8 protein-coding genes are annotated in these 15,298 nt (G+C 39.0%); 4 read left to right on the top strand and 4 right to left on the bottom strand.

Annotated elements, in window-relative coordinates; all coding sequences use genetic code 11:
- The first annotated feature begins 51 nt into the window (after positions 1 to 51).
- Both GQR47_RS15885 and GQR47_RS15880 read left to right on the top strand, forming a co-directional pair.
- Positions 52 to 1,674 carry an alpha-glucosidase family protein gene (locus tag GQR47_RS15885; protein ID WP_165724081.1) on the top strand — a complete coding sequence of 541 codons (1,623 nt, stop codon included), beginning with the start codon at positions 52 to 54 and terminating at the stop codon, positions 1,672 to 1,674.
- Between the two features lie 511 nt (positions 1,675 to 2,185).
- Positions 2,186 to 2,428: a hypothetical protein gene (locus GQR47_RS15880; RefSeq protein WP_002959734.1), complete on the top strand. Its 243-nt coding sequence runs from the start codon at positions 2,186 to 2,188 to the stop codon at positions 2,426 to 2,428.
- 357 nt (positions 2,429 to 2,785) lie between these two features.
- Here GQR47_RS15880 and topA read toward each other — a convergent pair whose 3' ends face one another.
- The gene (gene topA, locus GQR47_RS15875) at positions 2,786 to 5,494 is read right to left on the bottom strand and encodes a type I DNA topoisomerase (protein WP_165724080.1); all 2,709 of its coding nucleotides are present in this window, start codon (positions 5,492 to 5,494) and stop codon (positions 2,786 to 2,788) included.
- Between the two features lie 253 nt (positions 5,495 to 5,747).
- On the bottom strand, positions 5,748 to 9,041 hold the full coding sequence (locus GQR47_RS15870) for an Ig-like domain-containing protein (protein ID WP_024596729.1): 3,294 nt from the start codon (positions 9,039 to 9,041) through the stop codon (positions 5,748 to 5,750).
- Between the two features lie 193 nt (positions 9,042 to 9,234).
- On the opposite strand from GQR47_RS15870, the gene GQR47_RS15865 reads away from it, so the two are divergent.
- Positions 9,235 to 10,569 (top strand): dicarboxylate/amino acid:cation symporter, encoded by a 1,335-nt coding sequence (locus GQR47_RS15865; RefSeq protein ID WP_024606768.1) that lies wholly within the window; start codon positions 9,235 to 9,237, stop codon positions 10,567 to 10,569.
- Between the two features lie 96 nt (positions 10,570 to 10,665).
- Here the strand turns inward: GQR47_RS15865 and sohB are convergent, their stop codons facing one another.
- Positions 10,666 to 11,682, bottom strand: coding sequence for a protease SohB (gene sohB, locus GQR47_RS15860; protein WP_154903240.1), 1,017 nt, complete (start codon positions 11,680 to 11,682; stop codon positions 10,666 to 10,668).
- A gap of 100 nt (positions 11,683 to 11,782) precedes the next feature.
- A complete protein-coding gene (locus GQR47_RS15855) occupies positions 11,783 to 14,212 on the bottom strand; it encodes a VolA/Pla-1 family phospholipase (RefSeq protein WP_154903242.1) in 2,430 nt (809 codons plus the stop codon).
- A gap of 206 nt (positions 14,213 to 14,418) precedes the next feature.
- Between GQR47_RS15855 and GQR47_RS15850 the strand changes: the two genes are divergently transcribed.
- The gene (locus GQR47_RS15850; RefSeq protein ID WP_002959717.1) at positions 14,419 to 15,165 is read left to right on the top strand and encodes a YciK family oxidoreductase; all 747 of its coding nucleotides are present in this window, start codon (positions 14,419 to 14,421) and stop codon (positions 15,163 to 15,165) included.
- The last annotated feature ends 133 nt before the right edge of the window (positions 15,166 to 15,298 follow it).

Genomic DNA, 15,298 nt, shown 5'->3' with positions numbered 1-15,298 from the left:
TAATCACAAATAAAAATAGTCTAAATACTGTGTGGAATGAAGGAGAAAAGCATGACCCAAAAGCAGTGGTATAAAGGTGCGGTTATTTATCAAGTTTATCCGCGTAGCTTTCAAGATAGCAACAACGATGGCATTGGTGATTTAAGAGGGATTATTAATCGTATTGATTACATTAAAAGCTTAGGCGTTGATGCTATTTGGATTTCACCTTTTTTCAAATCGCCAATGAAAGACTTTGGCTATGATATTAGCGACTATCGTGACATTGACCCGCTTTTTGGTGACCTAAATGATTTTGATGAGCTAATAAGCGAAGCCCACACTCGTAATATTAAAATAATTATTGATCAGGTGTTAAGCCATACATCAGATCAACACCAATGGTTTACTGATAGCCGTGAAAATCAAAATAACAGTAAAGCCGACTGGTATGTTTGGGCTGACGCAAAAGATGATGGGACAGCCCCAAACAACTGGCTATCTATTTTTGGTGGTGGTGCTTGGCAGTGGGAGCCTCGTCGCGGGCAATACTACCTACATAATTTTTTAACCGAACAACCGGATCTTAACTTTCATAACCCAGATGTTCGAAAAGCTGTACTTGATAATGTTGAGTTTTGGCTTAAAAAAGGCGTTGACGGTTTTAGGCTTGATGCAATTAATTTTTGCTATCACGACGCGCAATTACGTGATAATCCGGCTAAACCAAAAGATAAGCGCCAGGGGCGTGGTTTTAGTGAAGATAATCCGTATGCATTTCAGTACCATTACTACAATAATACTCAGCCTGAAAATATTGAGTTTATGCAAGATATTCGCACATTACTTAATAAATACCCAGGTACTGTATCGCTTGGCGAAATCTCATCAGAAGATTCATTAGCTACAATGGCGCAGTACACCCAAGGTGGCGACAAACTGCACATGGGTTATAGCTTTGAGCTATTAACAAATGATTACTCAAGTGAATATATTAGAACTACGGTTGAAACTCTAGAACAACGTATGACTGAAGGCTGGCCATGCTGGGCATTTAGTAATCATGATGTAGAGCGCGTAGCGAGCCGCTGGAGCGAAAATGGCGAAGTAAACCCTCAACAATGTAAAATGCTAACCGCCCTATTAGCTTCTCTTCGTGGCAGCGTGTGTATGTATCAAGGTGAAGAGCTAGGTCTAGGTGAAGCAAGTGTGGCATTTGAAGATTTACAAGACCCATACGGCATTACATTTTGGCCTAATTTTAAAGGGCGTGATGGCTGTAGAACACCAATGCCTTGGGATCTAGCTGTTTCATCTCATGCAGGTTTTAGTGAAGTAAAACCTTGGCTACCCGTTGATAATGCACATAAGCAGCAATCAGTAGCTATACAAACAGATGATAATAACTCAATTTTAAATGCCTACCGTGAGTTTATGGCATGGCGAAAAGGTCAAACAGTTTTACTTGAGGGTGATATTGAATTTATTGAAACGCCAGAGCCTGTGCTTGCTTTTTATAGAACGCTTGGAAAGCAAAGAATGCTTTGTATGTTCAATCTCAGCGCTAAGCAAACAAGTATTGATATGCCAACATCAATCGTTAAAGAATACACCGAGCTTAGCCACCACAGCGCAAAGTTAGGCCAAGGCACCACAACGCTTGAGCCTTACGCATGTTTTTACGCTCAGTGTTAATGACTCAAAAGTTGCGTTTAATATTTACCTAAGTGCGTTACACACGAAAAAGCCCAAGCTATTCACTTGGGCTTTTTTGTATTTAACGCATTCTAGTGACTTTTAGTTTCACCATTTAGACATTCAGTTAAAGCAAATAATACGGCTGATATTACAAACTTAAAATATCCTCATAGTAGAAATAAACAATGACGCTTATCCATTTCATTTTTGAACCTAAGAAATCAATTTTCCCTAAAACAATCTAAAGGTTATTAATATAAAGCGTAGAATCAGGTTTTCGTAGCTACTAAATATATTACTCCAGCTAATAATGCTGTACTTACTAATGTTAAAAAACTGACAAGTAAATTACTCATCCTCACGATAAAAAAATTTCGTTATCTTTTATTTCAATTTCGATTAAAAATCAACATACCAACAGAGTTGTTCTGGATTGGGCACTACTGATTTATACCTAACTTTAAACTGGATAAATCAGTCATCACACCATTTTTTTAGGAATAAACGAATGAAAAAAGCATTGCTAGCATTAATCGTAGCACCACTATTTGCAGTATCTGCGACTTACGCGGTTGCAGACGATGCGCCAACAGCTTCAGCCGAAATGATAAAAGAATACACAGAAATGTGTGTTAACTGGGCTAAAGATGATGACGTAAGCAATGAAGAGCTAAATGCCTACGTATTAAAATGCGTAAATGATGAGCTTGAATCTGAAGGCTATAAAAAAGTATCTTCTGTTAAGATTTAATTATACCAATTACATTTAATTAGTGATCAATTATAGCGCTAAGAATATAGCTCAATAGCTAAGCGAAAAAGCATGACATATATTTGTTCTCGGCAGCTGCTCCCTGCAATGCCTACTTTCTGCATCTACGCAGTCATATATGAATAGTGTTTAACGCAGTAACTGAGTTATTTAATACGCTAAAATGACCATGTTTTTAATCAAATTGGTAACACGCTTAGGTGAATGTACTGCTAATAAAGCCGTTGCGAAAGCATTCAACTAGGCACAAAAAAACCGGAATAGACACAAGCTGTGCATTCCGGTTTTTTTATGACTTTTTAAATCTACAAAAGCTATGAATAAGCAATAACGAGCTTATTCATCTTCTTTTTTAGCTTTCGCTTTAGGCTTAGCTTTAGCTGGTGCCTTTTTTGCAGCTGCTTTCTTTTTAGGCGCTGCTTTTTTCTTCGCTTCTTCTGTCCATTTACCTGCCTCATAATGAGCAGTCCAGCCGGTAGCTTTACCGTCAACTTCAGTCATAACATACTGAGATTTATTTTTACGGCTATAGCGTACAACAGCAAGATTACCATCAGGATCTTTAGCTGGTGCATCTGCTAAATAATAAAACTTAGGCGAAATGCGGTCTCTAAAGCGTTTTAGTTCTTCAACCTTAGGTGCACGTGTTTCACGTGACTTAGGAAAAGTATTTGCGGCTAAAAATATACCCGCAGCGCCATCACGTAAAACAAAATACGCATCTGACTTTTCACACTCTAATTCAGTAATGTGAACAGGATCTTCTTTTGGTGGAGCAGCCTCGCCATTTTTAAGTAACTTACGTGTGTTCTTACACTCGTCGTTATTACAACCAAAGTACTTACCAAAGCGACCCGATTTAAGCTCCATGTCAGAACCGCACTTATCACATTCGATAATTGGTCCGTCGTAGCCTTTAATTTTAAAGGTACCTTCTTCAACTATATGCCCTTTACATGCTGGGTTATTACCACACACATGTAGTTTACGGGTTTCGTCAATTAGGTATGAGTCCATTGCAGTTTCACAAATAGGACAACGCTTCATCTGCATTAATTTTTCGGTTTCTACGTCTTCGACATCAGCAGCAACCGCTTCATCGCCCGACACTAAGTTCATTGTTGTTGTACAACGCTCTTTTGGCGGAAGGCTGTAACCAGTACACCCTAAGAAAACACCGGTTGAAGCCGTACGTATGCCCATTTTGCGGCTACATGTAGGACATTCTATATCGGTTTCAACCATCTCATTAAGACGCATGCCGCCATTCTCTGGCTCGTCTTTAGCGACAGTTAGTTGCGTTGAAAAATCAGCATAAAACTTATCTAAAACTTGAGTCCATACACGCTTGCCTTCAGCAATGTCATCTAAACGACCTTCCATTTTAGCTGTAAAATCAAAGTTCATTAAATCAGTGAAGTTTTCAACTAAGCGGTCAGTAACAATTTCACCCATTTTTTCAGCAAAGAAACGGCGATTTTCTACACGTACATAACCACGATCTTGAATTGTTGATATAATCGACGCATAAGTAGATGGACGACCAATACCACGCTTTTCAAGCTCTTTTACTAAACTAGCTTCACTAAAGCGAGCTGGCGGCTTAGTAAAATGCTGCTTAGGATCAAGTTCTATTAAAGTAAGTATTTCACCTTCTTTAACAGCTGGCAGTGATTGATCTTCTTCGTTCTTTTTACGCACCGCAGGTTGTACTTTTGTCCAACCATCAAAGCGAAGCACGCGGCCTTTTGCTTTGAGCTGGAAATCGTTAGCTGCAACAGTCAGTGTTGTTAAGTCGTATTCAGCAGGTACCATTTGACACGCTACAAACTGACGCCAAATTAGCTCATACAGCTTTTTAGCATCGGCATCTACGCCTTCGATATGACCAGACAACACAGTAACGCTTGAAGGACGAATTGCCTCATGCGCTTCTTGTGCATTGCCTTTAGAGCTATAGTTAATTGGATCTTTTGGTAAATATTTAGCACCAAACTCGTTCGTTACATACTCACGACACATTTCAACCGCATCTTTTGAAAGATTGGTAGAATCGGTACGCATATAAGTAATATAACCGCCTTCATACAAACGCTGAGCGAGCATCATAGTCTTTTTAACGCCATAACCTAGGCGTGTACTTGCCGCTTGTTGCATGGTTGAAGTAATTAATGGCGCACTTGGGCGACTTTTACTTGGTTTTTCTTCAACGCTAATTACTTTGTATTCTGCATTCTCAAGGCTTTTAACAGCTGCGCTAGCCTGAGCTTCATTTACAGGCTTAAATGCCTTTCCTGCTTGTTTGGTTACTTCTAAGCGTAACTCAGACTCAGTATTCTTAACATCAGCGTGAATATCCCAAAACTCTTCAGGGATAAATGCCTTAATTTCACGTTCACGCTCAACTAATAAGCGTACCGCAACAGACTGAACTCGTCCTGCAGATAGACCACGTGCAACTTTTGCCCACAACAAAGGAGAAACCATAAAGCCTACAACACGGTCTAAAAAGCGTCGTGTTTGCTGAGCGTAAACCATGTCTGTATTGAGCTCACCTGGCGTTTCGAAGGCTTGTTGTATTGCGTTTTTGGTAATCTCGTTAAAAACTACGCGCTTATACTTTTCAGGTTCACCGCCAATGATTTCTTGAAGATGCCAAGCAATTGCTTCCCCTTCTCTATCCAAATCCGTTGCGAGGTATATTTGATCTGCATTTTCAGCCAGCTTTTGTAATTCTTGAACAACCTTCTCTTTACCTGGCAGGATTTCATAATGCGGCTCCCAACCTTGCTCAGGATCAATACCCATACGCGCGACCAGGTTAGTATAATCTCGTTGCTTTTTATACGCTGCTTTCTCTTCAGGCTCCATTTTGCGAACTTCTGCTGGCGTTTTAGTTGCCGGCACTTTAGCTTTGCTCGAACCTGAAGTAGGTAAATCACGTACATGCCCAATACTGGACTTTACGATGAAGTCATTACCTAAATATTTATTAATTGTTTTAGCCTTAGCAGGTGACTCTACAATTACTAGCGATTTGCCCATAGTTGCCTATTTCTAACCAAATATTAAAAATGTGTTTTGCCGACATAAGCGGCGCGAATATTTATAGGTATATCTACAAACACTAGTTGTTACAAGCTTTTAATACAAACTTTTCAGTATTTACTGAATAAACGAACAATTTTTGTCGTTAAATTAAACAAACAGGTGTTTTTAGATTAATTGATGTGGAATATATAGAACAGAAACAAAAATGCCAACCTAAAGGTTGGCATTTTTTTAAAACATCATAAAATTATAGCTTAGCGTCATCAGTAACTACAATTGAAGTTGACGTAATAAGACCCGATGTAGCTTCAACACTAATTGTTAAAAAACCATCAGTTATATCATTTCTTCCATCGGCTGGCTCTCTTGTTATACCAAACGAAATGCCTACAGGCACAAAACTTGTGGTATTAGGAAAGATATAACTGTTAGTACCCGTTAGAATACCATTTTCAGAGGCAATAGTTACCTCACTCCCAACGGGTAAAGGGTTATTATAGACATCAGCTATGAATACTGTTAACCCCACACTATTAGTTCCTGTTGCTTCTGTTAAGTCTATTGAATTAACTCCACACATCCGTTGGCCTGTTGAACTAAGCACTAAAGGGCTTGTGGGGTCACTATTTACACGTACCTCAGTCGCTGTTACGCCTGTAATAGCAGAGCAATCATCAGCATAGGTTACTAACCTAAAGAAAGCCTCATCGCCAGACATTACAATCTCTTGGTTTTGAAATACATTAACCAATTGACGGCTACACAGTCCTGCGGTTTCGTCTTCTTCACGACATAGTAAACCATTGTATAAACCGTTTTGGGTAGTCCAAGTGCCATTACCATCAAAATCTACGAACTCTTCAAACTCATCACCAGTTGAATTGTCACGAGAACATGGGTCTGTTCCATCACTGCAATCTTTACCGCCAAAAGTACCATCTTCATTGTTATCAATAAAAGCTTCTGGGATATCAAATAAATCATCAAAGAAGTCTTCGCTATCAAAGTAACCATTACCATTTAAGTCTGAAAAAGTCTCTTCACCAATAGCATATGCATGAACGGTTGCTCGTCCACCAAGTGGTAAATCTATTGTAAGATCATTATTTAAAATACCTAATGGGCACGGTAATCCACCATCACATTTTTGAGCAATTGTATTTTCGTACATTGAATCAGTAAAAGGACGCGGGTTGCTACTTGTCCAAGTAACGCTACATGCTCCATTCGTTGTAGTACAACTTGGCTCAATAACTCCACCTTCTGTAATAAAAGTAACGGCCGTACCATCTGGAACAGGATTATTAAAGTGATCGGCTAAACGCACATTTACTGATACCTCTGTACTATCAACATTCAAACCATGTGCGTTAAATTCAGAGCGTGATAAAGAAAAGCTATTTTGATCAGCTATACCCGTACTAACAACAAGAATATCTGAGGGAGCCGTAACAATGACTGTATTGCCTTCAACCTCTTCCTCACTTGATGCAATAACACGTACAGGTGTTGCAATCGAACCAGATAGTACTGATGTTTTCACTTCGCCACTGGCATTAGTAATAGCGCTTGCTGTGCCTAATGTAATGCCACCTACAGCAGTTGAAAGTTCAAAGTTAACCGTTCTTGACGCTAAATCGTTCCCGTTTGAATCGACAAGTTTGAAAGTCACTTCTGAAATTTCGGTGCGGTTAGCACCACCAGTACCTTTTAGTGCAATTACAGGCTCTGTAACATCTATAAACTGTAAAAAACCAATATTTGCAGGTGATACATTAATTGTAGTATTTGCAGAAACCGTATCTCCACCAGTAATAACCGTTGCTGTAATAATATCACCACCCACACAAGTTAAAGGGCGATATGTTGAACGTGCAAATCCACCAATACTAGTCACTGTTTCATCAATTGATGCCTGCCCCGAACTTACACAGCCCGATGAGAATTCAACCGTTAATGGAGTTGTATATAACTCACCATCTTTAGAAATTTCAATAGAAATTAGAGCCGTAGCCCCTGCCGCTAATAGCTCATCATCAGCAATAGAGCTCGAAATAGAAATTTCGATATCTACCGCAGCAATCTGAAACGCTTTAGTCAAGTTACTATTAAGTACAGACACGGTGATTTCACCTGCCCCTACATCCTGCCCAGGAACAATATCGAGTAGTGCGATACCATTTGCATCTGTAATTGCAGTGCCTGTTGAAGGAGTAATAGATCCAATAGTAGTAGTAGCGGTTACTAAAGCTTGAGTAAGTGGTGTTGTAGAGTCTTCATTAGTAACTTCAATAAATAAAATAGCTGAAGAATCACCTGAAATACTTGTTACCTCTTCACATAAACTTGCATCTCTAGTTGTTTTAAAATCAACCGGACAGTTTTGCAAAATTTTAAAATTGATATCCGCAGTGCTTTGATCTGGGTTTACAGCATCGCCTCGGGTGTAAAAGCCCAACGTTTTCTCCACACCTTCATACTGTGCGGTTATTAAACCAGCACCTTCGACAGTACCTGAAGTTAAATTAAGTGAAGCTATACCATTTTCGTTTGTTAATGCTGTTCCAATGCTTGGGATAAGATTACCTAGGGTAGAAGAAAAATTAACAACGGCCCCCTCTACTTTAATACCATCACCATCAAGAACAGTTGCTTTAACCACACCACTATCGGCTGCACTAATGGTACTAATTTCGGTCAATGAAGTCGAAGATGTAAGACTCAATCCTATAGAAAAGTCTAACGACTCACCCTGAACGGGTGCATCACCTTCGGTAGTAAATGTATAACCATCCGAGCTGTAAACAATGTTTTCATTATCAGTGTAGGTTGCAACTATAGAACCTGCACCAACTTCTGTACCAGCTAGAAGGCTTATTGTTGCAATGCCTTGAGCATTTGTTAGTGCTGTGCCGTTAGTTGGATTGATTGTTCCTAAACCAGTGAGTACGAATTCAACAAGCTTAAATGCAGCAGGCTTTCCATCAATCTCTAGCTCAACTTGAACAGTAAGAGGGTTTGAATAATCAACATTACGAGTATTCTCACCTGAACTGTTTACAGCTGTGATATTTAACTGAGGTTCTGTTGACGCGGTACCATCAGATTCAAAAGCAAATGTATCCGTGTAACTGACACTATCAATCGTAAAAGTGGCTGTAACTTCACCTGCACCTGCACTTGAACCTGCTATTAGTTCAATAGTCGCTACGCCATCTGATTGAGTAAGAGCGGTACCTGCTACTGGGTCTAGCTCACCAATAGAATCCGCTAACGTGAATGTAATACGCTCGCCAGACACTGCATCACCATCTTCATTAACTAAACTAGCTCTTAATTCTAAAGGAGCATCAGCAGTAACACTATTCGACTCAGTATCACTCGCTTTCAAATAACCTTTCAAACTTATTGTATAGGTTGATGTTTCCGTCGTGGAATCACCATCACTAATGGAGCCGTCTTTTTCAAGTGACCCACCGCCACCACAGGCTGTGAGTAAAAAACTTAGCAATGAAATGCCGAGCAGTCGCATTAAAGGCATGAACCTCTCCCTAGCGTTGTTATTATAACCAAAATTAATTTTCACTTAATATTAACCTATAACTTAGTCTAAAATCTCAGTTTTTTATTACTTTTTTGCGCAAAATAATTTTAAATAAATACCAATTTTTTCTGTAGTAAATATTTCCTTGCTGGTAGTCTATGGCAAATTTATAAAATGTAGATCAGGGAATATGTCAAAAATCCGTTCAATGAGTTTAACCACTCGCATCATGATTGGTATGGCGCTTGGGGTTGCAGTAGGTTTTATATTTCAGGCTATATTAGCTGGTGAAGACGATTATCTAATACCACTTGGGTTATTCTCTTTGCCAATTAAAGCCTTTTTTGTTGATGGTATTTTCCATGTTGGTGGCCAAATATTTATTGCCAGCTTAAAAATGTTAGTTGTGCCTCTTGTTTTTGTATCGCTCGTTTGTGGTACCTGTAGCTTAAGCGACCCTAAAAAACTAGGCCGCCTAGGTGGTAAATCTATTGGTTTATATTTATTAACTACAGCTATTGCTATAACAGTGGCGATTACACTTGCCTTATTATTTAGCCCTGGTGAAGGTATAAGCTTGCCATCTAATGCAACTTATGATGCTAAAGAAGCGCCTACCCTTGCACGTGTAATTATAGATATGTTTCCTACTAACCCATTTGAAGCCATGGCCAAGGGTAATATGCTTCAAGTTATAGTGTTTGCACTATTATTTGGTGTAGCAATGGCATTAAGTGGTAAAACAGGCAAACGCGTAGCAAGTGTTTTTGAAGATTTAAACACAGTAATCTTAAAACTAGTTACGCTGTTAATGAACATTGCACCTTATGGCGTGTTCTTTTTAATGGCAAAACTATTTACAACAATTGAGCTTAACTTAATTGTTAGCCTAGCCAAATACTTTGGCGTTGTAGTGCTTGCACTGTTATTACATGCTTTCGTAAACTACACATTGCTTTTAAAAATATTAACGGGCTTAAACCCGCTTATTTTCTTAGCAAAAATGAAGCACACATGCTTATTTGCATTTAGTACCTCGAGCTCAAGCGCAACTATGCCTATTACACTTGAAACTGCTACTAAAAAACTAGGTGCTAATAACTCGGTTGCCTCATTTACTATCCCACTGGGTGCTACCATTAACATGGATGGCACTGCCATCATGCAAGGTGTGGCTACCGTATTCATTGCACAAGTGTTTAGTGTAGATTTAACAATTTCTGATTATCTAATGGTTATACTAACAGCAACACTTGCCTCTGTAGGTACAGCAGGCGTACCAGGTGTTGGCTTAATAATGCTCGCGATGGTACTTAATCAAGTTGGCTTACCTGTAGAAGGGATTGCAATTATTATCGGTGTAGATAGATTACTTGATATGACACGTACAGCAGTTAATGTAACCGGTGATTGTATGGTTACCTGTGTTGTTGCCAAGTCTGAAGGTGAACTTGATGAGAGCATCTTTAACGACCCTAATGCAGCTAAAGACTTAGAAGATTATCATAAGTCTATTGACTCATAAGCTACATTTATACAGCTATAAAAAAACCTTGATGCAATACATCAAGGTTTTTTTTCGAGTAGAAAGAATTAAACTGAATCGTAAAAAAATTCTAATCTAAGGATTTAGGGATTTAAATTTAGAGAGTAAGTTTATTCCCACTTTATTTACACCACTACTCAGGCCAAGAGCTAGCTTATCGCTTAATCCCTTTTTAATTTTGTATTTAATCTTATAAATTTTGCGCTCATGTTGCTGCTCCAGCAATGCATCATCACTTGTCTTTATAACATCTACCAAACCTATATCAATCGCTTGAGTTGCAAACCAATGCTCGCCTGTCGCAACTAAGTTTATATCTAAGCTTGGGCGTTGAGTGCTTACAAACGTTTTAAATAAATCATGTGTTTGTTCAATTTCTTCACGAAATTTTTCACGGGCCTTATCTGTGTTTTCACCAAATAAAGTAAGCGTACGTTTAAACTCACCTGCAGTAATTTGCTCAAATTCCACATCATTTTTCTTTAATATTTTATTAAAGTTAGGTATTTGAGCTATCACACCAATAGATCCAACTATGGCAAAAGGGGCTGCTAGTATCTCATCGGCTACACACGCCATCATGTAACCACCGCTCGCTGCTACTTTATCAATTGCAACACTCAAAGGAATACCGGCATTTTTAATACGCTGTAGCTGAGATGCAGCAAGTCCATAGCCATGCACTACTCCGCCGCCACTTTCTAAACGAATAAGTACTTTGTCTTTACTTGGGTTAGCAATAGAGATAATGGCTGTTATTTCTTCTCGTAAGCTTTCTACTTCGTGAGCGTCCATACTACCCACAAAGTCAATTACATATAAACGAGGTTTAGGCTCATCTTTATCTGCTTTTTTACTTTGCGATTTAAGCTGCTTTTGGTGTGCTTTAAGCTCTTTTTTACCCAGCGTATTTTGTAGAAAACTTTCTTTAAGATCGACTAATTGCTCTGATATGTCGTCAATTTGTATTTCACCTTTTTTGGCTTTAGGCTTAACTGCAACGCCAACTATTAGCATTAGAATAACTGCTATAGCGATAACAAAAGTAATTGTTTTAGCAAAAAACAAACCGTATTCGTATAAAAATTCCAACTGGTTTCTCCATTTATAAATTTCAGCTAATTTAGCATGCTTTAAAGCAAAAAAAAGCCACTTTTCAGTGGCTTTTAAAGGTTAATTATTTTATTGGCTATTAATCAGTCACAACCTCAGGGTTGGAAACTAATAACATTCGACCGCGAGCAGCTAAGTAAGTAGCTACTTGCAACTGCATTTCTGTATTAGCGGCAGCACTGCCTTCAACAGTTGCAGCTTGTGCATCATCTTGAGCTGGCGTTAATATAGAACCATGATGCCCTTTAGTAAATTTAACTAAGTAGCTTGTTGGTGTTTCAGTCAATGCTTGCGAAGTACTTACTGTTTCAAGACCCATCAAGTTAGCTAATGGAATTGTGCCTGAAATAGGATTATTTGCTGCCATTGGTGGTATCACTTGGTCAGGCTTGTTATCAACACCATCGCCCACAACAACATTAGTATAAACAGGAGTACCTAATGCTTTTACAGTGGCTGCGTAATTAGTTGGATCGCCGCTATCTAGCGCTGTTTGCGCCGCAAATGCAAATTGAGTAAACACTCCTTGAATATTAGTAAGCTTACTTGTTTCACCAACTGTAGTTAACGAAGCTACATACTCGTTATAACCACAAGTTAAATATGCTTCCATATCTGGTAATACTGCACCACAGTTAGACACTGCATCAACTTGTAAATACGCGTTAAACTCATCAGCTTCTGTTGTACCTGCTTGTGAAAGTACTGAACCTTGGATAAATGGACCAAATGCAGCTGATTCTAGTAAGAAGCTAGCTATACCGCCGCCGCCGCTTGCAAGTGCTACTGTGTTTACATTAAATAATGGGTCAACGGTTGGCGCTAATGGGTTATTAGCTTGTGCAATAAATGCAGGGGCTACAATAGAGCCTAATGAATGACCAATGTAAGTTACATCTTGCGCATTAATCGTTGCATCATTAATAAAGTTTAGACCTAAACGTAAACCCAATAAATCAGCCGCTGATTGACGTAAGCTATCACGCGCAACAAGTAATGAACTTAAGTTCATGTAACTAAGCACAGAACCCGTTGTTGCATTAAAGTCGTCTGTTCCATCACCATCAACATCTATTCCACGCTCACCATGTCTTGGATGGTCAATAGCAACTGTTGCAAAGCCTTGAATAGAAAGCTGCGCCGTTAAAGCAAGCATACTTTCTTTTTGTGTTGTAATACCGTGTTGCATAATAACAACTGGCCATCCGCTATCAGGCATTGCGATAGGATCTAATTGTAACTGCGCACGTACACCATTAATTATTGGTAAAATAGGCTTAGTAACTTGCACTGGCACATTTGCCATGCTTTGTACTTTTGGAATGGAGTTATATTTTGTTAAATGACGTGTGCTATCTAGTCCTAAGTCACGTAATTGCCCGTCACTTAATGCAGAACATAAACCATCATTTTCACTAATAGGATCTGTAGGAAATGCATCACCAGCAACGGCCTTGTAACCGATTATTGCCACCGCGTTATCACACATACCTTGCCAATATGTATCACTTAAATCACTAATATCAGTACCCGTTGGTGTACCTAAATACATTGGTAGCATAATGCTACCTTTTTGATATTGCACACCAGAGAAAGCAGCAGACACTTCTACACCCTTAGAAGCAAATACCTGTTGTACATTTACCATCGGTTGTTCAGGAACTTGAAGCGCAGGCGTTGGCATCGCAGGCTGTTGCAAACTTGCAGCTAGCAATTTTTTAATTGTCCCAAGTACTGGCCCCGCAGACTGAATAGTCATTGCGCTAGAAAAAATAATATCTTCTTTTGTTATATTTCCTGAACTTACAACTACATTTTCGTAACTGTTAACAGCGCCCTGCAAACCAAGTTGGGCTTCTGTAATTAATGGCGCTTCTTGTTTAACCAGCCCATAAGTAGAAGAAGGCTCGATAGAACGCCCTAATGAATCTTTAAGACCAGTAGTTAGTACATTGATGTATGAGCTACCTGCCGTAAATGGTTTTAAAGGAATAATTGCAACGGCATCACCAGAAGCTTGAGTAACAAAATCAACACCAAAAGTAAGCTCACCGACCAATTTACAAGCTGTACCTGCAGCTACAACTGAACATTCTGCGTCAGTTAAACTTGCACCCATTACTACTTCAAAAATGCGAACTGTACCAGGTGTCCCAGCAGACGTTTCATCTAAACTCACATTTGGCGGAAATGTTAAATCGATTTTATAAGGAACCTGCGAAGACCAACCATCAAGTGCACCTAGAGCAAGCTGAGGGTCAGCATAAGCTGCACGAGAAATAGACACATTGTCGTCATCTAATTCTCCTGGAATATTAAGTGTACCGTCTTGGGTTCCACTCATTAATAAATCATTAGGTACCGATAAGATACCTGCAGCAGGGTCAAATGTAACCGTTGCTGTTGGAATAACGGTTGCTGTGTCGTTCTTAACATCTTCTAACGTTTCTCCGCCGCCACAACCTGCCAAGGCAGCTGTAACAGAGAGTGAAAGTAGCATTTTTTTCATATTGTTGGCTCCGCACATATTTTATTTTTATAGTGTGTTTAATCAGTGTATTAAGTTAAAACAATGTAATCAGGTTATTAATGAGACATTAGACCAGTTAAACTTAACGTAAAGTTTCTATTTTCGCCACCTAATTTTACAATAAATTCGATTACTTCACGTTTCGCTATGTTAAAATCAAAAAAAATAGATGAATGGGTACTTTTATGCACACATATCAAGCGGCTGAAAACGCACTTAAAGATAAAATTATTTTAATAACAGGCGCCGGTGATGGTATTGGCCGAGTAGCAGCAATTACGTATGCAAAATACGGCGCTACAGTTATCTTATTAGGAAAAACAACTAATAAACTTGAATGTGTTTACGATGAAATTGTTAATGCGGGTTACCCTAAACCTGCAATTGTGCCCATGGACTTAAAAGGCGCAACTAAACAAAACTATCGTGACCTTGCTGCAACAATTGAATATCAATTTGGCCGCCTTGATGGCTTGCTTAATAATGCAGGTATTTTAGGGTCACTTGGTCCACTTGAACATTTTTGCTCATCTACGTTCGAAAACATAATGAAAGTAAACGTGACCGCGCAAGCGATGATCACTAAAGCGCTTTTCCCTGTTCTTCGTAAATCTGATAATGCATCGATAGTATTTACGTCATCAGGTGTAGGCCGCAAAGGCCGTGAGTTTTGGGGGCCATATGCCATCTCAAAATTTGCAGTAGAAGGCATGATGCAAACATGGGCATGTGAAGTAGGCAAAACGAATATTCGTATAAACTGTATTAATCCAGGCGCTACTCGCACTTCTATGCGCGCTGCTGCATACCCAGGAGAAGATAGAGACGCGCTTGCTACACCAGAAGATTTAATGCCAACCTACTTATACTTGATGAGCGATGATTCTAGTAAAGTGAATGGCGAATCGTTAGATGCTCAAGTAAAAAAGTAATTTAGAGTTTAAAAAATTTATACAACACACATTAAAAAAGCCGCAATTAGCTGTCTCTTATACACAAATCCCTGCTAAGAAATTAGCGGGGATTTTTTTGAACTAAATCTCAATGTCATGATCAGATCTTCAA

It is taken from the genome of Pseudoalteromonas sp. Z1A2 (assembly GCF_011378755.1).
GTDB classification, from domain to species: Bacteria; Pseudomonadota; Gammaproteobacteria; order Enterobacterales; family Alteromonadaceae; genus Pseudoalteromonas; species Pseudoalteromonas distincta.
Note: the sequence above shows the minus strand (reverse complement) of the source record. Positions and strands in the feature narration are given on the sequence as shown.

Bases quoted from the DNA above. Each gene is read 5' to 3' on its own strand.
- GQR47_RS15885 (WP_165724081.1), top strand. From the start codon at position 52: ATGACCCAAAAGCAGTGGTATAAAGGTGCGGTTATTTATCAAGTTTAT.
- GQR47_RS15880 (WP_002959734.1), top strand. From the start codon at position 2,186: ATGAAAAAAGCATTGCTAGCATTAATCGTAGCACCACTATTTGCAGTA.
- topA (WP_165724080.1), bottom strand. From the start codon at position 5,494: ATGGGCAAATCGCTAGTAATTGTAGAGTCACCTGCTAAGGCTAAAACA.
- GQR47_RS15870 (WP_024596729.1), bottom strand. From the start codon at position 9,041: ATGCCTTTAATGCGACTGCTCGGCATTTCATTGCTAAGTTTTTTACTC.
- GQR47_RS15865 (WP_024606768.1), top strand. From the start codon at position 9,235: ATGTCAAAAATCCGTTCAATGAGTTTAACCACTCGCATCATGATTGGT.
- GQR47_RS15855 (WP_154903242.1), bottom strand. From the start codon at position 14,212: ATGAAAAAAATGCTACTTTCACTCTCTGTTACAGCTGCCTTGGCAGGT.
- GQR47_RS15850 (WP_002959717.1), top strand. From the start codon at position 14,419: ATGCACACATATCAAGCGGCTGAAAACGCACTTAAAGATAAAATTATT.